Genomic DNA, 24,567 nt, shown 5'->3' with positions numbered 1-24,567 from the left:
ATGATTATAATTTTATTGTTTGCAAATTTGCGTGAGGAAGTTGGATCGGATCGATTAGTGATTTCAGAAAAGCAAGAAATGACAGTGCAACAATTAAAAGAATGGCTCAAAGCCAGCTATTGTTTACAATCGTTGGATAAAGTGATGGTCGCTGTTAACGAAGAGTTTGTAATGAATGAAGAGATGATAAAAGCTGGAGATATAGTCGCATTAATCCCGCCTGTTAGCGGTGGATGATAAGCTTTTTCACCAGATGAAGCGCCAAGAAAATGTTGTATATAAATTAGAATAAGAGAAGGGATGAGTTCTATGCTTACTCAAGAACAAATAATGAATGCATTAAAACATGTAGAGGATCCAGAGTTACACAAAAGTGTTGTAGAATTAAATATGGTTAGAAATATACAAATGAACGGAACAGAGGTTAAACTTGAGGTAGTACTAACAATCCAAGGTTGTCCGTTAAAAGCAAAAATTCAACAAGATATTGAAGAATCACTTCACGCAATTGGTGCCTCTAAAGTGGAGGTAACATTTGGTTCTATGACACAAGAAGAACGTACAGCTTTAACAGAAAAATTAAAGAAAAATACTAGAACAGAAACTGGTATGCCGAGCATGCTTCGCCCGGATTCAGGAGTACGTTTTATTACTGTAACGAGCGGAAAAGGCGGAGTTGGAAAATCAACGGTGACAATTAATCTTGCAACTGCACTAGCGCGTATGGGCAAAAAGGTGGGGATATTAGATGCAGATATATATGGTTTTAGTATTCCAGCTATGATGGAAACGAATAAGAAACCAACGATGATTGATCAAACGGCAATTCCGGTCATTAGTCACGGTGTTAAAATCATGTCGATGGGATTTTTTACAGAAGGAAATAACCCCGTTATGTGGCGCGGACCGATGCTAAATAAATGGATTCAAAATTTTCTTGCGAATACGCACTGGGGAGAATTAGATTATTTATTACTTGATTTACCACCAGGTACAGGAGATGTTGCGATCGATGTTGCAGCGATGATTCCGCAAGCGAAAGAAATAATTGTTACAACTCCGCACAATGTAGCTTCATTCGTTGCTTCAAGAGTCGGTGTAATGGCAAAACATACGAAGCATGAGATTTTAGGTATTGTGGAAAATATGGCTTATTATGAAGAACAAGATGGATCGAAAAATTATCTCTTCGGAAAAGGCGGCGGCGAAATGCTTGCAGAACAATTGCAAACAGAAGTAATTGCTCAAATACCTTTTGCGAAACGTGAAGAAAATAATGGTTCATCTGTATATGATGAAGATTCTCTTGTTGGAGAAGTGTTTACATCGTTAGCTGAGGATATTATTTATAGAGGATAGAGGGGGAAGTTTAGTATGACATGTAACATTGATCATTCTATTGAAGATGTGATGAATAAGCTTGAAAGTCAAAAGAGTTTTTTATCAGAAGAGATTTTTAAAGGGGTAAAAAATTTTTTACAAGGTAATCACTCACAAGAAATATTAAATGATGTATTTCATCTTTTAAAAAAGTATGACTTAGTAAGTGAAGAAGAAAGAGAGACGAGAAATAATCAATTATTGTTGATTATAAAATAAGTATACTTTGGCTTTTGTTTTGTAACAGGAGGGGTAAATGGAATGGATATGAAAAAGATGATTGAAATGATAGAAGCAACAAAAGTGACTAAAGAAGAATTATCAATTTCTACTTTACATCAAGAGCTTGTGAAGTTATATAGTCAAAAAAATGTTGCTCATTATACCGAGTTATTAAAGTATATTTTATCATTATCCGTGCAGCTCAACCTACATCTTGTATTGAAATATTTTGGCGTGCGACCGGTTGTTGCGACAGATGAGCGTATGCAATTTCAAGAGATATTTAAATGCTTAGCTAAGAAAGATGAGAATGGGGAATGGTTTCTAAATTTTGTTTCTTTATATGTAGGGCTAATTGTAGTTCTTCGTTTTGATGAGAAAGTGATTGAGAGCAATTTTTTTGATGATATGGTAGTGGATGAATGTAATGAAATATAGGATTCTGCTCATAACATTTTTCTATATTAAATGCTTTAACTGCGATTTTAGTTGGTTATGTAAATATGAAGGTAACTAATTAAGAAAAAGGAATGAAACTAGTTGGATAAAAAGAGTTCTTCAGTTGTTTCCGTCGTTTTTTCGTGTTACCATTAAGCGAATTTTTCATAAGGAGAGAAAGCGATGAAATGGATTTATTTTCTTATTATTAACATTATAGCTTTTAGCCTTATGGGGCTTGATAAACGAAAAGCGAAGAAGAAACAGTGGAGAACGCCAGAAAGTACGTTGTTTTTATCAGCGGCAGCTGGGGGAGCAGTTGGAGCTTGGATTGGCATGTATATGTTTCATCATAAAACTCATAAAAAGAAATTTGTTTTCGGCATACCGTTACTTGTTGTAATAACGGTATGTTTATTATTCGTTGTATGAGAAATGTCGAAAGAAATGCAGATTGATTATTGGTAAAGTGAGCATGTGAGACCGTATAATGGAGAAAAAATGAGAAGAGGAGAAAAAGGAAGATGGGGAGTCAATCAGCAGAGCAAAAAAAAGGGATACTATATGCGGCTGGTGCTTACACGATGTGGGGAATCCTACCGATTTATTGGAAATGGGTTGAGGAAGTTCCAGCAGATGAAATATTAGCACACCGCATCGTTTGGGCGTTTGTTTTTATGTTACTCGTATTAGGTGTTACGAAGAGGTTTCGCCAGTTTATTGGGGAATTTGTGAATCTTTTTAAACGACCTAAATTATTAATGTCATTAACAATAGCTTCAGTCTTGATTAGTGGAAACTGGTTTGTTTACATATGGGCCGTTAATCATAATCATGTTATTGAAGCGAGTCTTGGCTATTATATTAATCCGCTTATTAGTATTTTACTTGGTACAGTCGTTTTAAAGGAAAAGTTAAACTTCTGGCAATATGTTGCAGTTGGTTTAGCTGGAGTGGGGGTTATCATTTTAACAGTACGTTTCGGGGCTATCCCGTGGGTTTCTTTATCACTTGCCCTTTCATTTGGATTATACGGATTAACGAAAAAATTGTTAAACTATGATGCGACAATTGGACTTACGATGGAAACGATGTTAGTAACGCCGTTTGCGATTATTTATCTAGTAATGACAGGAGTACATGGTTTCGGCTCATTTGGCTCTATCTCAATGTTATCGACATTACTATTAATAGGAGCGGGTATTGTTACAGCTCTACCACTTTTTTATTTTGCAAAAGGAGCCCAACTTATTCCGCTTTATATGGTAGGTTTTTTACAATATATTGCACCAACAATTAGCTTAATTTTAGGTGTATTCGTATTTGGTGAACATTTCACATCTACTCATATGATTGCATTTTTCTGTATATGGGTTGCATTATTTGTATTCTCGGTAGCGAAGACTAAGTTTTTAGTGCAGAAACAACCGAAATTTATAAAAAATAAATCAGCAAAAGTATCATAATGCGTAGTATTTTCTACGCATTTTTCTTTATACTGATACTATATAGGATTTCCATTATAGCTAGTAAGGAGCTGAGAACATGGAAACAATTTTACATAATGATCCGCTTATGGCAGCTGTAATTTCATGGTTTTTAGCACAATTAACGAAAGTAGTCTTTAAATTAGTTAAAACAGGTGAATTTGATTTTGCAAAGTTTTTTGCTTCAGGTGGGATGCCAAGTTCTCATGCTTCAACAGTTACAGCGCTTGCTACAGGAGTTGGAGTAGTGGAAGGTGTGGAAAGCTCGATGTTTGCGGTTGCTACTATTTTTGCCATTATTGTTATGTATGATGCTTCAGGAGTAAGGCTTGCAGTAAGTAAACAAGCAAAAATATTGAATGACTTTTTTCACGGTAGAGAAACAGAATATAAGAAGTTAAATGAACTTGTTGGGCATACACCGTATGAAGTAGTAGTCGGTGCTTTATTAGGAATTATTGTCGGAGTAGGGTATTGTTTATGAGCAGAACATTTTATATGTTCTGCTTTTCTTTGTTTTTATACATATTCAGCTACCTTTTTGAATATCGTTATACGGATTTCGAAAGGGTGGGTGAGTAACTTGTTATTATATGAAAAAGTGCATGAAGAAATAGCGAGAAGAACAACTGCACTTCAAACAATGCAACGGCAAGATGGTACGTGGCGGTTTTGTTTTGAAGGAGCTCCATTAACAGATTGCCATATGATTTTTTTATTAAAATTATTAGGTAGAGATAAAGAGATAGAACCGTTTGTGAAAAGATTAGCATCACTTCAAACAAATGAAGGAACATGGAAATTGTATGAAGATGAGGTGGGAGGTAATTTATCAGCTACCATTCAATCTTATGCCGCCTTACTTGCATCGGAAAAATACACAAAAGAAGATGCGAATATGAAGCGAGCGGAAATGTTTATAAATGAGCGCGGTGGGGTAGCACGTGCTCATTTTATGACGAAGTTTTTATTAGCGATTCATGGAGAATATGAATATCCTTCTCTTTTTCATTTGCCAACACCAATTATGTTTCTGCAGAATGATTCCCCTCTCAGTATATTTGAATTGAGTAGCTCAGCACGTATTCATTTAATTCCGATGATGTTGTGTTTAAATAAAAGATTTCGAGTAGGGAAAAAGTTATTGCCAAATTTAAATCACATTGCAGGCGGGGGCGGAGAATGGTTTCGAGAGGATCGGTCTCCAGTTTTTCAAACGTTAGTAAGTGACGTGAAGAAAATTATAACGTATCCACTTTCTTTGCATCATAAAGGATATGAGGAAGTAGAACGTTTTATGAAAGAGCGTATTGATGAAAATGGAACATTATATAGCTACGCAACTGCCTCGTTTTATATGATTTATGCTTTACTTGCATTAGGACATTCTATTCAATCACCAATTATTGAGAAGGCTATAATGGGAATTACATCTTATATATGGAAGGTGGAGAGAGGGAGCCATTTGCAAAACTCTCCATCAACTATATGGGATACAGCTTTACTCAGTTATGCTTTGCAAGAAGCTCAAGTTCCGAAAGCAAGTAAAGTGATTCAAAATGCATCAGCATATTTACTAAGAAAACAGCAAACGAAGAAAGTAGATTGGAGTGTACATGCACCGGATCTCTTCCCGGGTGGTTGGGGCTTTTCGGATGTGAATACGACGATTCCAGATATTGATGATACAACTGCTGTGTTAAGAGCATTGGCGCGAAGTAGAGGGAACGAACATGTAGATAATGCTTGGAAGCGAGCGGTTAATTGGGTTAAAGGATTGCAAAATAATGATGGTGGTTGGGGGGCTTTTGAAAAAGGGGTAACGAGCCGTATATTAGCAAATTTACCAATCGAAAATGCAAGTGATATGATTACAGACCCTTCTACACCAGATATTACAGGAAGAGTGTTAGAATTTTTCGGAACGTATACGCAAAATGAATTGCCCGAGAAACAAAAACAAAGTGCGATAAATTGGTTAATGAATGTACAAGAGGAAAATGGATCGTGGTATGGGAAATGGGGAATTTGTTATATATATGGTACGTGGGCAGTGTTGACTGGTTTACGGTCACTAGGAATACCATCTAGCGATCCATCATTGAAACGAGCAGCTTTATGGCTTGAACATATACAGCATGAAGATGGTGGCTGGGGAGAATCTTGCCAAAGTAGTGTAGAAAAAAGATTTGTTACTTTGCCATTTAGTACACCATCCCAAACAGCATGGGCGTTAGATGCCCTCATTTCTTACTATGATAAAGAAACGCCAGTTATTCGAAAAGGTATTTCATATTTGCTCTCCAACCCTTATATAAATGAAAAATATCCTACTGGAACAGGTTTACCAGGTGGGTTTTATATTCGTTATCATAGTTATGCTCATATATATCCGTTGCTTACTTTGGCTCATTATGCAAAAAAATATAGAAAATAAACCGAGAGATGTCTCTCGGTTTATTTTGTTGGGTAGTAGGTCCCTTTTGAAAAGAATAAGGTTGTGATGTACCTTATTTTTCGGTTGGTTGGCGCTTTTGACGTGCATCAGCGGCATTTGCACGTGCGTTTGCTTCTAAGTCATTGTGGTCAGCGAGTTCGCGAGAGAACTCAACATCAATGCCATCCGTTGCTTTGCTTTGTTTGAAATTCTTTTTATTCATTCGACACAATCTCCTTGCACTTTATCCCGCATAACGGGTAGTAAAACTCCAACCTTAAAACTCAGATGGAACAAAGAAGCTAGGTGGGAGATTAACTGCCCATAACTGCCCGATTGGTGAGGGCTGATAATCAGTGGGGGATGAACAAACTTCCCACTAATTAAAGTTTCACTTTATGCGACGTTGCAAAGTTAGTTTGACACAAATAGACTTTTTTATACAAAGAGGAGTTGGAAAGTAAAAAGCCGAAATATACAGTATAAGTAATAGAAATGGGGGATAGGAATGGAGTTTTTAAATGGGAAAACAGCTGTTGTAACAGGAGCTGCACAGGGAATTGGAAAAGAGATTGCAAGGGTTTATGCAAAGCTAGGGGCGAAAGTATTAATTAGCGATGTAAATGAAGAGAAGCTACAAAAAACGACACGTGAGTTATCAGATGAAGGATATGAAGTGTGCTCATATCGATGTGATGTGAGTAATCAAAATGAAGCAAAGTCGTTAATTGAATATGCAGTTCAAAAATTTGGTACATTACATATTTTGGTGAATAATGCTGGAATTACAAGAGACGCAATGTTACATAAAATGGAGAAATCTGCTTGGGAACAAGTATTACAAGTGAATTTAACTGGTGTTTTTTATTGTATGCAACCAGCACTTCTTTATATGAGACAACAAGGATATGGAAGAATTATTAATATTTCTTCTATAAGTAGAGAGGGGAATATTGGACAGGCAAATTATGCTGCAACGAAAGCTGGAGTTGTAGGATTAACAAAAACAGCAGCGAAAGAAGTTGGAAGTTTCGGTATTACTTGTAATGCGATTTGTCCGGGGTTTATGGATACAGATATGACCAAAACGATACCAGATAAAGTGAAAGAAAAGATGGTTGGCGCTATTCCAGTTGGTAGAATTGGAACGCCAGAAGATATTGCGAACGCAGCAGCCTTTTTAGCATCAGAATACGCATCTTATATTACAGGTGAAGTACTAAATGTGAGCGGAGGACTGCAAGTTTAAAGGAATACATAATGAAAAGAACCTGACCGGATAGGTCAGGTTCTTTTCATTAATTTAAGTTAAGCCAAACGCTCTTTACTTCTGTATAGTTATTTAATGCATAAGATCCCATTTCACGGCCAAGACCAGATTGTTTAAATCCTCCAAATGGAGATGCTGCATCAAACACGTTATAACAGTTTACCCACACTGTACCTGCACGTACTTTACTTGCAACATAGTGTGCTGTTTTAACATTTTCTGTCCACACACCAGCCGCTAAGCCGAATTGTGATTTATTTGCACGTTCAATTACTTCATCAATATCGTTAAATGGTATTGCAGAAATAACTGGACCGAAAATTTCTTCTTTTGCGATCGTCATTTCATCATTTACGTCAGCGAATACTGTAGGAGAAACGAAGTAGCCTTGATCGAATGGATTACTTCCTCCGCAAAGTACTTCAGCGCCTTCTTCAATCCCTTTTTCAATGTAGCCCATTACACGTTTTTGTTGTTCTTCAGAAACGAGAGGACCAATTGTTGTTTCAGGGTTAAGACCGACACCTTGATTTAGTTTTTTAGAATAGAGGACGAGATCAGCCATGACATTATCATACATTTTCTTCGGAACAAATAAGCGTGATCCAGCAGAGCATACTTGTCCTTGGTTAAACATAACACCAGAAAGTGCACCAGGAATCGCGCGAGATAAATCAGCATCCGGCAAGATGATATTTGGTGATTTACCGCCTAACTCAAGTGTAACGCGTTTTAATGATTCGGATGCTTGTCGCATAATTTGTTTACCGACAGGAGTAGAACCGGTAAATGCAATTTTATCAACGAGTGGATGATTAACGAGAGCTTGTCCAGCTGATTCACCGAATCCAGGTACGATATTAATAACACCTTTCGGGAATCCAGCTTCTTCAATTAATTCAGCTAAGTATAGAGCAGATAGTGGAGTTTGTTCTGCAGGTTTTAAAACGATTGTACATCCTGTAGCAAGCGCTGCTCCCATTTTCCACATTGCCATAAGAAGCGGGAAGTTCCAAGGAATAATTTGACCAACGACACCAACAGCTTCATGGCGTGTATAGTTAAAGTAATCACCGGAAACAGGAATTGTTTGACCAACGATTTTCGTAGCCCAGCCAGCGTAATAGCGCATATGCTCAATTGCAAGTGGGATGTCTGCTGCCATTGTTTCACGGATTGGCTTTCCGTTATCTAATGTTTCGAGCTGTGCGAGCTCTTCTTTATGTTCTTCCATTAAATCAGCTAACTTGTACATGAGACGGCTTCGCTCAGCAGTGCTCATACGAGACCAAGGACCTTCGTCAAAAGCCATACGAGCTGCGACTACAGCTTTATGAATATCTTCGCGACCAGCTTCAGAAACGACGGCAAGTGTTTCACCAGTTGCTGGGTTAGGTGTTTTAAATGTTTTACCGGAAGCGCTTTCAATGAAAGATCCATTCACATATAACTTTTTTGTACCTTGAAGAAACTTCTCTACCTTTTCATGAAGATTTACAGCTAGTTGACTCATTGTATAACCCCCTTGAAAATATAATGTAAACGCAGTACGAGACGGCGCTTATTCCGAAATCAAGGATGTGGAAACTAGATGGAAAGCCTCTAATTAAAATCATAATTAAGAAATACTGAAAATTCAAATTTCATTTGTGTTACAATTGTAAAAAATATGTAATGTAAGAGAATCTTCTATATGATTATAAAAAAATCCTGCTTGTTTTTGCTTTCTAGTAGGAAAAACTAGAAGAACAATGGTACAATAATACATCGTGAGAGGAGGGGTAAAAATGAAAGATTATCATGATGATCCACGCTTTCGAATAGCCCATAGAGAAGCGTTAATTGGTCTTGGACTTGCTATTATTAATTTTATAATTTGGTACGGATTTGCTTATGGGCTTGGTAGTAAAAATCCGAATGAATATACATATGTATTAGGTTTTCCCGCATGGTTTTTTTATAGCTGTATCGTTGGATTTATCGTTATGGTTATTTTACTTAGTTTAGTTGTTCGTTTTGTATTTCAAGATATTTCACTCGATGAGGAAGAAAAAAGTGAGGAATAATAGATGAATTGGTATGTAATCATTCCAATGATAATTTCGTTTATCGTTGTATTTTTAATTGGTGTATATGCTTCAAGACGCGTGCAAGCAACTGCTCATAATAAATTTTTGCAAGAATATTTTCTTGGTGGGCGTGAGCTAGGCGGTTTATTATTAGCGATGACAATGATTGCTACGTACGGTAGTGCAAGTAGCTTTATTGGTGGCCCTGGTATTGCTTACAATATGGGTCTTGGATGGGTACTGTTATCTGCGATTCAAGTTGTAACAGGGTATATCGTTTTAACGGTTATCGGTAAAAAGTTTGCAATTATCGCTAGGAAGATGGAAGCAATTACTCTTATCGATTATTTAAAAGGGAGATACAATAATAAAGCAGTTGTTATACTTTCTGCGTTATGTATTATTATCTTTTTATTTTCAGCGACAGTAGCCCAGTGGGTCGGTGGTGGACGATTAATCGAGTCACTAACGGGGCTATCGTATACAACAGCACTATTTTTATTTACTTTTTCTGTACTTGTGTACGTATTAATTGGTGGATTTCGTGCAGTTGCTCTATCAGATACATTATTAGGAATCATTATGTTAGTTGGAACAACAATCATTTTAATTGCTACTGTCATTGCTGGTGGTGGAATTGAAAAGATTATGCAGGAACTTGTTCAAATTAATCCAAAGTTAATTACACCATTCGGAGCAGATGGCAGTTTAACGAAATCATATGTTACATCATTTTGGATTTTAATTGGAATTGGCGTTGTCGGTTTACCGCAAATTAGCGTGCGTGCCATGTCTTATAAAAATTCAAAAGCTATGCACCAAGCTTTAATAATTGGAACCGTTGTCGTTGGCACAATTATGATCGGTATGCATTTAACAGGTGTATTTGCAAGAGTAGTACTTCCAGGTATAACGGTACCAGATAAAGTAATGCCGCTACTTGCGATGGAAGTGTTGCCACCTTGGTTAGCTGGAGTTTTCTTAGCTGCACCGATGGCAGCGATTATGTCTACAGTAAACTCTTTATTATTACTTGTAAGCTCGTCAATTATTAAAGATATATACGTAAATTACATAAATAAAGATGCAGCAGACAGTACGATAAAAAAAGGAAGTTTGTGGATTACGGGTATTGTAGGACTACTCGTTTATGCAGCGGCAATTAAACCACCAGATTTTTTAATATGGCTAAATTTATTTTCTTTCGGTGGATTAGAAGCAGCATTCATTTGGCCAATCGTATTAGGGTTATATTGGAGGAAAGGAAATGCTACAGGAGCGCTTGCGTCTATTTTAGTTGGGGTAGGCTCATATATGTGTATTCATCTTTTCTATCCAAATCCGTTCGGTATACATACAGTTGTCTTCCCGATTTGTTTTGCGTTTATCGCTTACATCATTGGAAGTATGAGTGCTGTAAAAAAAACAGTATAGGTTAGCTGAAGAAACGTAGTCCTTATAAGACTGCGTTTTTTTGTGTGAATTTGTTCATTTTTTATTCTGTATATCCACGGTTATTCATAAATTAATAACAACTGAGGGGATGGAGTTGAGGTCGATGAAAAAAGTATTATTTTTAGGAGACCCAGGCATTGATGACTCTTTAGCAATTATGTATGGATTGTTGCATCCTGATATTGATATTGTTGGTGTAGTAACGGGATATGGAAATGTAACACAAGAAAAGGCGACAAGTAATGCCGCATATTTATTGCAAATGGCAGGACGGGAAGATATACCTGTTATTAATGGTGCGAAAATTCCTTTATCCGGAGATATTACGACGTATTATCCAGAAATTCATGGGACAGACGGTTTAGGGCCAATTAAACCTCCAAAAACTTTTTCACCAAATATAAAGCCTTTTTGTACATTTTTTGATCTTCTTGAAAAATATAAAGGAGAATTAATAATAGTCGATGCTGGTAGATCAACAACATTAGCGACAGCATTTATTTTAGAAAAGCCGATGATGAAGTATGTGAAAGAATATTATATAATGGGCGGTGCTTTCTTAATGCCTGGCAATGTAACACCAGTCGCAGAGGCGAATTTTCATGGTGATCCCATTGCGTCACAATTAGTTATGCAAAATGCCAAAAATGTAACATTAGTGCCACTTAACGTTACATCTGAAGCAATTATTACACCGGAAATGGTAAAATATATTACGAAACACTCTAAAACGAGTTTTAATAAGTTAATCGAGCCGATATTTACGTACTATTATAAAGCTTATAGAAAGTTAAATCCGAAAATAAAAGGAAGTCCAGTACATGACGTCGTTACAATGATGGTTGCGGCAAATCCATCCCTTTTAGATTATGTATATCGTCGTGTCGATGTAGATACAGTTGGAATTGCAAAAGGAGAGAGTATTGCTGATTTTCGGCCTCAACCTGATGCAAAAGCATTAAAAAATTGGGTGCGAATTGGTTGGTCGTTACATTATAAAAAGTTTCTTGAGGATTTTGTGAAATTTATGACGTAGACATAATAGGAGCATACAAGTTAAAATAATGGAGATGGTTATTTAAATGACCATCTCCATTATTTTGTTTTTAAATGATAAATAGAGAAGAGTTACACAATAGGAGAGGAATTTTACTTGAAAAAAACTATAGTATGCGCAGTAATTGTGGGTATTTTTGTTTTGCTAATATCGGGTAACTTTTTAGTGAAAAAAGTGTGGAGTTCAAATAATGATGATGCACAGTATATTGCATCTTTTATTGAAGAACATAAAGATGAAAAAAATAGTGCGCTTCTAGTAAAGAGAAATGATAAAGTTGTTTATTCTGTAAACCCAAATGTTGTATTGCCAGTTGCTAGTACGATGAAATTAATTGTGGCGCTTGAATATACGAAACAAGTTACTGAAGGGAAAATTGATTCTTCTAGTTTCGTGTCGATTAATGATGTGAATCGTTATTATGTGCCGAATACAGATGGTGGTGCACAAGATAGATGGCAAAAGTATTTGGAGAAGACGGGCAAGATAACTGAAGGGGCGGTTTCTTTAGAAGAAGTGGCAAAAGGAATGGTTAAGTTTAGTTCGAATGCAAATGCTGAATACTTAATGGAATTGTTAGGATTAGATAACATCAATCGAAATTTACAAAGTTTATCACTTCCTGCACATCAACCACTATTTCCAATCGTTTCATCTTTGTATATCCCGGGATATTTGCATAAAGAATTACATGTTCCAAAATATAAAATAGAGAAAAAGTTAAAAGAAATGTCTCAAAAGCAATATCGTGAATATGCGATGATTATTCATGAACGCTTAAAGAAGAAGGGACCATTATTACAGAAGGAAATTCCGCTTTATTTAGAGGAACGTTACGACAAAATTTGGTCAGATAGATTACCAGCAGCTTCTGCAAATGATTATATGGTATTACTTCAAAAGGCAAACCATAAAGGTGGCTTGACAGAGGCTGAAGAAAAAGTGTGGGCAAATATCGTTGAAACAGACATGAGTGCCAAGAAATACCGTAAAACATTCAGACATGCGGGGCAAAAGAATGGTTACACACCATGGACGGTTACAAAAGCAGTTTATGCTATGGATAAACGTGGAAACTGTACAGAAATTGTGTTTTTGGCGAATAATTTAAATGAAGACGATAGTGCAGAAATACGGAAACATTTAGCAAACTTGCATTTCCAAGTGTTGCAAAGTGATAAGTATGATGCGACTTTTATTAAATAAACTCGGTGCAGAGAGCACCGAGTTTATTTTTATGTACAAGCACTTTTTTTCTATCTCTGGGTATGATGGGTAGTAATACTTAGGTGAGAGGGGAAAAGGTGATGAAACAAAGTAAAGAAGAGTTTATAAAGAGTGAAGGCGCTGATTTCCCTGGGAAAACATATGTGGATTGTGTATTACAACATGTATTTGATTTTCAACGAAATTACTTATTGAAAGATATGTTTCAAGTGCATAAAGCACATATTACGATGCTGACGGAAGAAAATTTAATGAAAAAGGAAGAAGCTAAAGTTATATTACACGCATTAAAAAAGGTAGAGGGAATTCCAGAAGAGCAATTGCTCTATACAGAGCAGCATGAAGATCTCTTTTTTTTAGTCGAACATTTAATTTCTCAAGAAGCGAAATGCGATTTTGTAAGTAATATGCATATTGGTAGAAGTAGAAATGATATGGGCGTAACGATGTATCGCATGAGTTTAAGGCGATATGTATTACGATTAATAGAACATCATTTGTTATTGCAAGAAAGTGTACTGCAACTTGCTGCTGATCATAAGGAAACGATCATGCCAGCTTATACACATACACAACCAGCACAGCCAACAACATTTGGTCATTATACGTTAGCAATTTATGATACGATGCAAAGAGATTTAGAACGAATGAAAAAAACGTACCAGCTTTTAAATCAGTCTCCAATGGGGGCGGCTGCACTCTCTACAACAAGTTTCCCGATTAAACGAGAACGAGTTGCTCATCTACTTGGATTTACAAATGTAATTGAGAACTCATATGATGCTGTTGCTGGAGCGGATTATTTATTAGAAGTTAGCTCGCTACTTATGGTAATGATGACGAATACGAGTAGATGGATTCATGACTTTTTGTTGTTAGCAACGAAAGAATATGACGGTATTACTGTTGCAAAGTCATATGTACAAATCAGTAGTATTATGCCGCAAAAACGAAACCCGGTTTCAATTGAACATGCTCGTGCAATTACGAGTAGTGCTTTAGGAGAAGCATTTACAGTATTTCAAATGATTCATAATACACCATTTGGTGATATTGTCGATACGGAAGATGACTTGCAGCCATATTTATATAAAGGGATTGAAAAGGCAATTCGTGTTTTTTGTATGATGAATGCAGTGATCCGAACGATGAAAGTAGAAGAAGAAACGTTAAAAAGTCGTTCCTATAAACATGCAATAACGATAACGGATTTCGCCGATGTTTTAACAAAAAACTATGAAATTCCATTTCGGCATGCTCATCATGCAGCAAGTGCTATTGCAAATATGTCATTGGAGCAGAAAAAAGAACTACATGAATTACACTTCAAAGAGGTAAATATGTACTTGCAAGAACATTTTAAAATAAATTTATTAGAAAAAGAGTGGAAAGAAATTATATCGCCAGAAGCTTTTATTCAAAAAAGAAATGTATACGGTGGACCGAGTAAAAAAGAGATGGAGCGCATGATCAAAAATCGAAAAGAGTCATTTCAAAAAGAAGAAGATGTATTTGAAAAGGAAAAACAGAGAATTTTACAAGCTGAAAATGCTTTGAATACATTAGCTTTGAATATTATTGAATCGTAAAAGAGGGATTTGATGAATTAATCGCCAATACTTAATTAAACTATGAATAGAGAGAAGAGATTGTCGATGATTCAATTACATGTATATGAAGAGATTTTTCATTTTAAAGAAGATGTTACACCATTTCTAGAAAAGAATGAGCAGGAAAACAATCTCATATTAGGTGTATTACAAATGGTCCAAGAACCGATATTTATGGGGATAGCGAAACAAGGAGAAGAAATTGCGGTTGTATTTCTGCAAACAGAAGAGAAGAAACAAATCATTGTTGCAACTTCTGAAATTGCGGGAGTAACTATTGAGGAACTTGCAAAAGAATTAACGAAAGTATATCCGGATATTCCTGGATTGATCGGTAATAAGAAAATTGTACAGAAATTAGCGGAAGAGATTGCCGTATTAGAAAATGAAAAAACGAATGTTGCAATGGAGCAAGGTGTGTATGAGCTGAACAGAGTAAAGAAGAAGTGTAATGCGAATGGACTTTTCCGAGCGGTAAATAATGATGAATTACCATTAATAGAACAGTGGATATATCAATTTTGTGAAGACGTAAAGCTTCCTACTACGAAAGAAGAAGCAAAACAAACTGCGTATACATTAATAACTACAAATCGACTGTTTGGTTTGGAAGTGGATGGGAAACTCGTTTCTGTAGCTGCAAAAACGAGACCAACTAAAAATAATATAACAGTCAATTTCGTATATACGCCGAAAGAAGCAAGGAAAAAAGGGTATGCATCTCATTGTGTAGCAGCACTTAGTCAACGTATGTTAGATGAAGGCTACCAGACGACTACGTTATATACTGATCTAGCGAATCCGACATCTAATAAAATTTATCAAGAAATTGGTTATGAACAAATTGCGGAATCTGTGCTCATATTTTTAGAGAAGTAAAACAAAAAGGCGTGCTATTTTAGCACGCCTTTTTGTTATTCATCAATTCTAATAACCTCGCCTTGAGGGAATTCCTCAGTTTCTAGTAAGTTACGAATAGCTTTCGCAACATATTCAGGTGATAATAGCTTTCCTTCTTCTTTTAATGCAATGAAGCGGTCTAAATTTGTGAAGTCTTCTTTAGCTGTTTCACGAATTTGTGCTTGCATATTTGTATCAACAACACCGGGGGCAAAAGCGACGATTTTTACTGGATATTCTTTTTCCCATTCTTCAGTTGCTACGCATTGTGTAAACATATTTACACCAGCTTTCGTCGTACAATAAGCGCCCCATCCGAAATAAGGATTTTTTCCTGCACCAGATGAAATATTTATAACGCGTTTATCTACTTTCCATTCTTTCGTATGTTTCATAAACGTAGATGTAAGAATCATAGGTGCAAGTAAATTAATGTGAACGTTCGTAATGAATTGTTCACTTTCTGCTTTTTCAATCGGCTTCATAGGTGCAACTGTACCTGCATTATTAATTAAATGAATAGAGGATACATTGTCTTCTTTAATGGATGAAATGATTTCTTTAAAGTTAGTTTCTAAGTTATGTACATCTTGAAGATCTAAGGAATGAAAAATGCAATTGCTGTTATATTGCTCTGCAAGTTTAGTAAGTTCTTTATTTTCTCTTCTAGAAATAGAGATGACAGTTGTACTTTCTTCTAACAACTGAGTGGCAACAGCCTCACCTAAACCTTGTGAAGTTCCTGTTATGATAACGTAGCGCATAGTTTTATAAACTCCTCTCGTATGTGCGGAATTTTGTTGGACAACGTACATTGCATAGTTTGTCTACATTTTATAGTATAGAGCACTTTTTACTATAAATGAAATGAGATGATTGTGTGCCTTTTATAAACCGTTTTACAACAACAGTACCTGGTGCCGTCACGTTCACTGGGAACACGTTAGGGCTTAGCCCTACATCACCTGCGCCAGGTAATATTTTTGGTACACTTGCTGTATTTACTACGGTAAATACAGCGCTGCAAGTACCAGGGTTCCCAGCAGGAACGACGGATGAATGGCAATTGAATTCTTCAAGTGCAATTTTAAATCTTCCGGCGGGGAGTAGTGTACTATATGCAGAGTTAGTTTGGGCTGGTACTTTTCGGACTGATACGGAAGATGTTTTACCATTTTTAAATGATGATATTACATTTACAACACCATCAGGGACGTTTGCTGTTACGCCAGATCCCGCTACCGCGCAGCAAGGTTCAGTAGGAAATCAGTTTTATTATGCTCGCTCTGCTAATGTAACGAATCTTGTTAGTGCAGGTGGGGCAGGCACATATACAACAGGTGCTGTGCCCGCTGCAAGAACTTCAGCTGATCCAACAATCAGTCGTTCAGCTGGCTGGACGCTTGAGGTTGTATATCAAAATGCAAGTTTACCTCTTCGGAATTTGTCAGTTTATGCAGGCCAAGAAATTATTGATGCTTCATCCCCGCCTGTTGATGCTACTATTTCAGGATTTGCTACTCCAGCTACAGGAGCTGTTACAGGAAGAGTACTCGTAACTGTTCAAGAGGGAGATTCCAACATTTCTGGAGATCAACTTCGCTTTGGACCAAACCCAAATGCTACAGTTGCATTATTCGGACCGAGAAATCCGGCAAATAATTTCTTTCAATCTCAAATTTGTAATGACTTTGGGGAATTAGATACAACCGGAACGTTTGGAGATTTGAATCAGCCATTAGGGATAGCTTTGGCTGTTCGAAGACAAGGATGGGATATTACAAACGTAGATGCTTCATCATCATTAGTAAATAATCAAACGTCAGCAACCGTTCGGTTCGTTACAAATGGTGATGGTTATGCAGCGGCTGGTTTTGGTGTTCAAATTGATGCGACGGGACCGATTATAAATCCTGTCAAATCTGTTGATAAAGCAGTTGCAGGTATAGGAGATATTCTCACTTATACGATTACAGTTCCGAATACAGGAACAGGAAGTGCGGACAACGTTATATTACAAGATAGTATTCCGAACGGCACAGCATTTATAGCTGGTAGTGTAACGGTTGGTGGAGTAACACAACCAAGTGCGAATCCAGCTAGTGGAATTAATTTAGGAACGATACCAAATAATGCTCAAAGAATCGTTACATTCCAAGTAAGAATTACATCGTTTCCAAATCCAAATCCTATTTCAAATCGTGCAATGGTGTCTTACCAATTTCGTCCTTTCGTTGGTAGCCTTCCTATTGCAAGTACGTCTTCTTCAAATACAGTACAAACGACAGTGAATCAAGCAACTATAAGTATGCAAAAGTCTGTAGATCTACAGACGGCAACACTTAATGATGTATTAACGTACACGGTTAATGTAACGAATAATGGAAACATCACTGCAAACAATGTTATTTTTGTTGATAGTATCCCTGCTGGAACAACATTTGTCGCAAATAGCGTTACGGTAAACGGGGTAGCACGTCCAGGAGCGAATCCAGCAAGTAGTATTAATCTTGGAAGTATTAATGCATCGCAAACGACTGTAGTGCGCTTTCAAGTTCGAGTGACATCAAACCCTCTTGTCAATCCAATTCCAAACCGTGCGAGTGTAACATTTAACTTTACTCCAGTACCTGGTCAACCACCAGTTTCAGGGCAAGCGACAAGCAATACTGTAGTTACGACAATTAATATAGCTGATATAACAACGAGAAAAACAGTGGATAAAGCTTTTGCAACGGTTAACGACGTTCTTACGTACACGGTAACAATTCAAAATACAGGAAATGTACTTGCGACGAATGTTATTTTTCAAGATCCAATCCCAACTGGAACGACTTTTATCACAAATAGTGTAACTGTAGATGGAATTTCGCAACCTGGGGCAAATCCGGCAACTGGCTTTACAGTTGCTAACATATCTCCAGGTGGGACTAGGACAGTTACATTTCAAGTACGAGTAACTTCTACGCCATCAGGAGGTACGATTCCGAATCGCGGAAATGTGTCTGCTAATTTCGTCGTTATTCCGAATCAGCCGCCAATAACGATTAATAGACAAACGAATACAGTTGTGACACAAGTTAATACAGGCGGTTTAAATGTAATAAAAGAAGTGAATACAACACAAGCAGCAGTAGGAGATACTTTAACATATACGATTGCCGTTCAAAATACAGGAAACGTTCCGCTAACAAATGTGTTATTTCAAGACACTATTTCTTCCGCTGTTTCCTTCGTTGCAAATTCTGTAACAATTAATGGAGTACAGCAAAGTGGACTAAATCCGAATACAGGATTCTCTCTTCCGAATATTCCTGCGGCTCAAACGGTTGTAGTCACATTTGACGTAGTAATTGTACAGAATCCAGAAAATGAAGATATTTTAAATCAAGCAAATGTAACAGCAAGCTTTCAAGTGAATCCGAATGAACCACCAGTAACAATCAATGTACCGAGTAACGTTGTGAATACGACAGTACAATCAGGGAACTTTGAAGTTGTGAAAGCAGTGAATACGAATGTGGCAACGGTAGGAGATGTTTTAGTATATACAATCGAAGTTATAAATGCAGGTAGTGTACCAGCTACAAGTATATTTTTCCAAGATTCAATTCCGCCAGGGACATTATTTATTGAAAATAGTGTATTGGTTAATGGTGTTTTACAAGAGGGGGCAGATCCAGGACTAGGATTCCCATTAAATGATTTACCTACTGGCGCGAGTGTAATTATTTCGTTTGAAGTATTAATTGATGAAATTCCGCCAGGGAATAATGTTGTAAATAACGCGAATGTAACTGGAGATTTTCTTGTAAATCCAACAGAGCCACCAATTACTGTGACGGTTCCAAGTAATACTGTTATGACAGTTGTTAATTCCTCAGGACTAAATGTAATGAAGAGTGTAAGCGCTACTGAAGCAGGTGTAGGAGATACACTAACATATACAGTTGCTATACAAAATAGTGGAACGGTAGTAGCGACAAATGTATCATTCCTTGATCCGATTCCAGTTGGAACCACTTTTGTAGCGAATAGTGTAACAATAAACGGGACACCTCAACCAGGTTTAAACCCGACAACTGGATTTCCACTTGCTAATATTCCAGTAGGAGGTATAGTAACAGTTACTTTCCAAGTGGCAATCACGAGTGTACCACCAAATAGAGTTCTTCCGAATAATGCGAATGTAACTGCTGATTTCCAAGTAAGTCCTCTCCAGCCACCAATTACAATTGTAACGATTAGTAATATTGTTGTGACGCGAGTGAATGTAGGATCAATTAATGTAATAAAAAGTGTAAATACACCACAAGCAGGTGTAGGAGATACGTTAACGTATACGATTCTTATTCAAAATACAGGAACCGTCCCCGCAACGAATATTATTTTTCAAGATCCAATCCCATCTGGAGCTACATTTGTAGCGAATAGTGTAACGATTAATGGAGTCGTTCAGCAAGGTGCGAATCCTATAGTGGGTTTTCCTGTTACAAATATTCCAGTTGGGCAAACTGCTACAATTACGTTCCAAGTGACAGTGACAAGCGTTCCGAGTGGTGGAAATATAAGAAATCAATCGAATGTTACTGCAAGTTTCCTTATAAATCCGGCAGGACCTCCTATAACGACTACTACAAATAGTAATTTTGTAGTAACACAAGTAAATACAGCGAGACTAACTATACAAAAATCTTCATCTGTACAACAAGCAGCACTTGGAGAAACTTACACATATTCTGTTGTTATACGAAATACAGGTACAGTTGCAGCGACAAATATTTCTTTCATTGACACGATTGCTCCAGAAACAACATTTGTAGCAAATAGTGTAACGATAAATGGAACGCCTCAACCTGGATTTGACCCAAATGTAGGTTTCCCGCTTCCTAATATTGCAGCTGGTACATCATTGACAGTAACGTTCCAAGTGATAGTTGTTGCACCATCAACGCTTGGGGCAGTTCTAAACACAGCGTTTGCTACAGCTACTTTCTTATTGAATCCTTTACAACCACCTGTAACAACAACGAACTCAAGTAATACAACGGTAGTTACAATACCGTTACCTCCTCCTGGTGAAGTGACAGCAATAAAAACAGTAAATATTGCAACTGGGGCTGTTGGGGATGTATTAACGTATACAGTGCTAATAACGAATGTAGGAATTATCCCTGTTACAGATGTACTCTTCCAAGATGTCATTCCAGAAGGGACGACGTTTGTTGACAACAGTGTAACGATAGGTGGAGTGCAGCAACCTGGATTAAATCCAGAAATAGGCTTTACAGTTAGTCCGTTATTAAATGCTGGTGCGAGTATTTCTGTAACGTTCCAAGTGACCATTACGGAAATTCCTGATAATGAAGTCATATTAAATGATGCTGACGTTACATTTACTTCACAACCGAATCCGCAGGAGCCACCGATTACGCAAACGATATTAACGAATTTAGTCGTTACGACAATTAATATAGCTTCAATTTTTCCAGTAAAAATAGTAGATAAAGAGGCAGCGACGGTTGGGGAAATATTAACCTATGATGTACTAATTTTTAACTTTGGAACGGTACCGGCAACGAATGTCCAATTTCTTGATTCTAGTACGAGTGGTGTAGCATTTGTTCCAGGAAGTGTGAGTATAAACGGAGTGCCAGAACCAGGATTAGATCCGTTCATAGGCTTTGCAGTTCCAGATATACCTGTAGGTGATTTTGTACTTGTCACATACCAAGAGATGGTAACGAGCATACCTCAAGGTGGAACAGTTGTTAACTTTGTGGACGTTACGGCTACGTTTGCTGTAAGTGAAACAGAGCCGCCTATTACTGAAACGACGACAAGTAACACGACATTAACAGAAATAAATGAATCTGGTTTGAATGTTTTAAAATCAGTAAGTCAGCCGGTTGTTGCAGTAGGCGATACAATCACATATACAACAGTAGTTCAAAATACGGGAACAGTGATAGCGACGAATGTTCAATATAGTGATGTATTACCATCCTCTATAACATTCGTACCGAATAGTGTAACGATAAACGGTGTGTTACAGCCTGGATTAGATCCTAACACTGGCTTCTCACTTCCGGATATAACTCCAGGTGAAAGTGTAGAAGTCACATTCCAAGTAACAGTTGTTAGCGTTCCGTCAAACGGAACAATTGCCAATACGGCAAATGTTACCGGAAGCTTTATTTTAGTACCAGGAGAACCACCAGTTATAGTAAATCAGCCAAGTAATACAACACTCACAACTGTAAATAGGGGACGCTTTAATGTTATTAAACAAGTAAATAGAGCCGCTACTCTAGTTGGAGATGTATTGACGTATACAGTGCAAATAACGAATACAGGAACAGTAACAGCTAACAATGTTCAGTTTATTGATACGATTTCAACAGGTGCGTCATTTGTACCAAATAGTGTAACGATAAATGGAGCCCCGCAACCAAACTTAAATCCGATTACTGGATTTGGAGTTGGAGATATCCCGGTTGGTGAAACAGTTATAGTGACGTTTCAAGCGACAGTTACAAACATCCCGTCATCAGGAACAATTACGAACGTTGCAAATATAACAGGAAGCTTTACTTTAGTGCCAGGAGAGCCACCGGTTGTAGTAACAGAGCCGAGTAATACGACGATAACTAGAGTGAATAGAGGACGATTCAGCGTTATAAAATCTGTAAATAAAGAAGCGACACGATTAGGAGATACGCTAACGTATAGTGTGCAAGTTACAAATACGGGAACGGTAACAGCGACGAACGTTCAGTTTAGCGATGTTCCATCACCTAGTTTAGAATTCGTTCCTGGAAGTGTACAAATAAATGGGATTCCGCAAGTAGGTTTAGATCCATTTGTAGGCTTTGCATTGCCTAATCTTGCAGTAGGGGATAGCGTATTAATTACATTTGAAGTAAATGTAATCGCAGTTCCGCCTTCTAGTAGCATTATGAATACAGCAAGAGTAACGGGTGATTTTGAATTAATTCCAGGAGAACCTCCGTTTACAATTACGAATTCAAGTAATACGACAGTCACACCAGTAAATAGAGGCAGTTTAGATATGCAAAAAGAAGTAGATCATTCAATTGTTGGAGTAGGAGAAACAGTAAAGTATACGGTTCGAATATTAAATACTGGTACTGCTGATGCGATGAATATTCAATTTATCGATGTCCTATCTCCGGAAGCTGTTTTTATACCAAATAGTGTAACTGTAAATGGAGTAGCTCGTCCGGGAGTAAATCCGCAGGTTGGATTTACGATTGTAGACATTCCAGTTGGTGAGACGGCGATTGTAACATATGAAGCTACGATTACGAGCTTTCCAGATGGTGGCACAGTAGTGAACGTTGCTGGGGCGTTAGCAGAATATATTTTAGTACCAGGGGAGCCTCCAGTTACAGTGATGGATACGAGCAATACAGTTATAGTGACGGTAAATACTGCAATCTTATTTGTTGCAAAAGGAGCAAACTTTGAAGTAGCGATGGTAGGAGATGTTGTCACTTATGGAATTGCCGTTATAAATGACAGTACAGTTCCTGTGACGAATATTGTTTTAACAGATATCATTGATCCGAATACTTTATTTATAAATGGCACGGTAACGGTAAATGATGTACCTCTTCCATTTGCTAATCCGAATACCGGTATTCCGTTAGGTGATTTTCAGCCAAATGACGCAGCAATTATTAATTTCCAAGTTGTAATAACAGGAGGACAAATAAATAATTTAGTTACAAATACTGCTATAGCAAATGGGCTCGCAACTGTAAATCCGAATGAGCCGCCAGTAGTAGTTGAAGGTGATAGCAATACAGTTGTTATCCCGTTTATTTCTCAAAATGTCTCAACGACAGTCGTAAAAACGGCAAATTTACAGGCAGCAACAATTGGCGATGTTATTACGTTTACGACAGTTATTACAAATACGGGGGATACAGCAATACAAAATATTCGTTTTCAAGATATGTTAGATAGTAGTGTTCAATTTGTCCTTGGAACTGTAACGATTGATAATACGCCAGTGCTAAATGTAAACCCAGTATCAGGTTTTATTATAGGAAATTTAAATCCAGGTGAAGCACGGACAGTTTCGTTCCAAGTAGTAGTGCAGAGCGCGCCAAATGGTTCAGGAAATTATATAAATCAAGCGAGTATTCGTTTCGAACATCAAGTAGGCACAGTATTGCCACCTGTTACACAAATGGTAGAAAGTAACATAGTTGTCATTCCATTTGTTCCAACGATAGAACAAATTTGTGAAACGAATCTTAATTGCTTAGGGAAAATTCCTTTTCAATGTTCTCCGTGTAATCATTTGCAAATAAATAAAAAATAAATAAAAAATAAATAAAAAATAAATAAAAAATAAATACAGAAAGAGCATCCGGAAAAAAGGATGCTCTTTCTATATTTATCATGTAGATTCTTTTTCGGGTGAGGTGAAAAATTCGTCGATTTTGTCGGAGAGTAGTAATGGAATGGCTCCTTTTATAACAGAAATGTCCCAGTCCCACCATGCGAGATTCTCTAGTTTGTCAATCGTTTCTTGCGGGAAACGATATCGAACAAATTTTGCAGGATTACCAGCTACAATTGCATACGGGGGTACATCTTTTGTAACAATGCTCCTGGCGCCGATAATGGCCCCGTTACCAATTGTAACACCAGATAAAATGCAGGATTGATAACCAATCCATACATCATTGCCGACTACGATATCACCTTTTGAAGAAGGGTGACCAGTAATATGTGCTCCTTCATCAAAAAGTGCATTAAATGGATAAGTTGTTATCCAGTCTGCGCGATGTTCACCGCCAAGTATGAAAACGACTTCTTCTGCTAATGAACAAAACTTACCTATTTTTAATTTTGTTTCATCGTTCCAAGAAAAAATGGTTGGCCCTACTTTACTATAAGTATAATCACCAATATCATATTTATTATATTCAGGTTTTTGATTTAAATATAACATGCTTCTTCAGCCTCCTTTCTCAATTA

The 24,567-nt window shown here is 37.1% G+C and carries 20 protein-coding genes; 16 read left to right on the top strand and 4 right to left on the bottom strand.

The window, feature by feature from the left end:
* The 8 genes from moaD to HFD78_RS17415 all read left to right on the top strand — a co-directional run bounded on the left by moaD (position 1) and on the right by HFD78_RS17415 (position 5,964).
* Entirely contained in the window at positions 1 to 237 is a 237-nt protein-coding gene (gene moaD, locus HFD78_RS17450; RefSeq protein ID WP_000583943.1) for a molybdopterin converting factor subunit 1, read from the top strand.
* Positions 238 to 309: 72 nt separating this feature from the next.
* Positions 310 to 1,359 (top strand): P-loop NTPase, encoded by a 1,050-nt coding sequence (locus HFD78_RS17445; RefSeq protein WP_000957509.1) that lies wholly within the window; start codon positions 310 to 312, stop codon positions 1,357 to 1,359.
* A 15-nt stretch (positions 1,360 to 1,374) separates the two neighbouring features.
* On the top strand, positions 1,375 to 1,599 hold the full coding sequence (locus HFD78_RS17440; RefSeq protein WP_097814145.1) for a group-specific protein: 225 nt from the start codon (positions 1,375 to 1,377) through the stop codon (positions 1,597 to 1,599).
* A gap of 42 nt (positions 1,600 to 1,641) precedes the next feature.
* The gene (locus HFD78_RS17435) at positions 1,642 to 2,040 is read left to right on the top strand and encodes a hypothetical protein (RefSeq protein WP_000367289.1); all 399 of its coding nucleotides are present in this window, start codon (positions 1,642 to 1,644) and stop codon (positions 2,038 to 2,040) included.
* A gap of 183 nt (positions 2,041 to 2,223) precedes the next feature.
* Entirely contained in the window at positions 2,224 to 2,472 is a 249-nt protein-coding gene (locus HFD78_RS17430) for a DUF1294 domain-containing protein (RefSeq protein WP_000871346.1), read from the top strand.
* Positions 2,473 to 2,564: 92 nt separating this feature from the next.
* Positions 2,565 to 3,506 (top strand): EamA family transporter RarD, encoded by a 942-nt coding sequence (rarD, locus tag HFD78_RS17425; protein ID WP_000535537.1) that lies wholly within the window; start codon positions 2,565 to 2,567, stop codon positions 3,504 to 3,506.
* Positions 3,507 to 3,585: 79 nt separating this feature from the next.
* Positions 3,586 to 4,011 (top strand): divergent PAP2 family protein, encoded by a 426-nt coding sequence (locus HFD78_RS17420; RefSeq protein WP_000447820.1) that lies wholly within the window; start codon positions 3,586 to 3,588, stop codon positions 4,009 to 4,011.
* A 99-nt stretch (positions 4,012 to 4,110) separates the two neighbouring features.
* Positions 4,111 to 5,964 (top strand): terpene cyclase/mutase family protein, encoded by a 1,854-nt coding sequence (locus HFD78_RS17415; protein ID WP_003315873.1) that lies wholly within the window; start codon positions 4,111 to 4,113, stop codon positions 5,962 to 5,964.
* 73 nt (positions 5,965 to 6,037) lie between these two features.
* On the opposite strand, the gene HFD78_RS17410 is transcribed toward HFD78_RS17415, so the two are convergent.
* Entirely contained in the window at positions 6,038 to 6,187 is a 150-nt protein-coding gene (locus HFD78_RS17410; RefSeq protein ID WP_001035813.1) for a YfhD family protein, read from the bottom strand.
* 285 nt (positions 6,188 to 6,472) lie between these two features.
* Between HFD78_RS17410 and fabG the strand changes: the two genes are divergently transcribed.
* On the top strand, positions 6,473 to 7,213 hold the full coding sequence (fabG, locus tag HFD78_RS17405; protein WP_000395029.1) for a 3-oxoacyl-ACP reductase FabG: 741 nt from the start codon (positions 6,473 to 6,475) through the stop codon (positions 7,211 to 7,213).
* A gap of 49 nt (positions 7,214 to 7,262) precedes the next feature.
* Here fabG and dhaS read toward each other — a convergent pair whose 3' ends face one another.
* Positions 7,263 to 8,747: an aldehyde dehydrogenase DhaS gene (dhaS, locus tag HFD78_RS17400; RefSeq protein WP_000080279.1), complete on the bottom strand. Its 1,485-nt coding sequence runs from the start codon at positions 8,745 to 8,747 to the stop codon at positions 7,263 to 7,265.
* Between the two features lie 274 nt (positions 8,748 to 9,021).
* Between dhaS and HFD78_RS17395 the strand changes: the two genes are divergently transcribed.
* The 6 genes from HFD78_RS17395 to HFD78_RS17370 all read left to right on the top strand — a co-directional run bounded on the left by HFD78_RS17395 (position 9,022) and on the right by HFD78_RS17370 (position 15,531).
* Positions 9,022 to 9,300 carry a YhdT family protein gene (locus HFD78_RS17395; protein WP_000656239.1) on the top strand — a complete coding sequence of 93 codons (279 nt, stop codon included), beginning with the start codon at positions 9,022 to 9,024 and terminating at the stop codon, positions 9,298 to 9,300.
* Positions 9,301 to 9,303: 3 nt separating this feature from the next.
* A complete protein-coding gene (gene panF / locus HFD78_RS17390) occupies positions 9,304 to 10,737 on the top strand; it encodes a sodium/pantothenate symporter (protein ID WP_001104819.1) in 1,434 nt (477 codons plus the stop codon).
* A gap of 124 nt (positions 10,738 to 10,861) precedes the next feature.
* A complete protein-coding gene (locus tag HFD78_RS17385) occupies positions 10,862 to 11,794 on the top strand; it encodes a nucleoside hydrolase (RefSeq protein WP_000756459.1) in 933 nt (310 codons plus the stop codon).
* A gap of 117 nt (positions 11,795 to 11,911) precedes the next feature.
* Complete coding sequence (locus HFD78_RS17380) at positions 11,912 to 13,021, top strand: serine hydrolase (RefSeq protein WP_097814144.1); 1,110 nt, start codon at positions 11,912 to 11,914, stop codon at positions 13,019 to 13,021.
* Between the two features lie 101 nt (positions 13,022 to 13,122).
* Positions 13,123 to 14,631 (top strand): argininosuccinate lyase, encoded by a 1,509-nt coding sequence (gene argH, locus HFD78_RS17375; RefSeq protein WP_000813961.1) that lies wholly within the window; start codon positions 13,123 to 13,125, stop codon positions 14,629 to 14,631.
* 66 nt (positions 14,632 to 14,697) lie between these two features.
* Positions 14,698 to 15,531 carry a GNAT family N-acetyltransferase gene (locus tag HFD78_RS17370; protein ID WP_098204771.1) on the top strand — a complete coding sequence of 278 codons (834 nt, stop codon included), beginning with the start codon at positions 14,698 to 14,700 and terminating at the stop codon, positions 15,529 to 15,531.
* A gap of 35 nt (positions 15,532 to 15,566) precedes the next feature.
* Here HFD78_RS17370 and HFD78_RS17365 read toward each other — a convergent pair whose 3' ends face one another.
* Complete coding sequence (locus HFD78_RS17365) at positions 15,567 to 16,316, bottom strand: (S)-benzoin forming benzil reductase (RefSeq protein ID WP_001271075.1); 750 nt, start codon at positions 16,314 to 16,316, stop codon at positions 15,567 to 15,569.
* A gap of 116 nt (positions 16,317 to 16,432) precedes the next feature.
* Here HFD78_RS17365 and HFD78_RS17360 point away from each other — a divergent pair, with 116 nt between their 5' ends.
* Positions 16,433 to 23,905, top strand: a complete 7,473-nt coding sequence (locus tag HFD78_RS17360) for a DUF7507 domain-containing protein (RefSeq protein ID WP_097999281.1) — start codon at positions 16,433 to 16,435, stop codon at positions 23,903 to 23,905.
* 78 nt (positions 23,906 to 23,983) lie between these two features.
* Here the strand turns inward: HFD78_RS17360 and HFD78_RS17355 are convergent, their stop codons facing one another.
* Entirely contained in the window at positions 23,984 to 24,541 is a 558-nt protein-coding gene (locus HFD78_RS17355; protein WP_000966305.1) for a CatB-related O-acetyltransferase, read from the bottom strand.
* Positions 24,542 to 24,567 lie beyond the last annotated feature (26 nt).

This window comes from Bacillus sp. EKM501B (assembly GCF_011800505.1).
Taxonomy (GTDB): Bacteria; Bacillota; Bacilli; order Bacillales; family Bacillaceae_G; genus Bacillus_A; species Bacillus_A cereus.
Note: the sequence above shows the minus strand (reverse complement) of the source record. Positions and strands in the feature narration are given on the sequence as shown.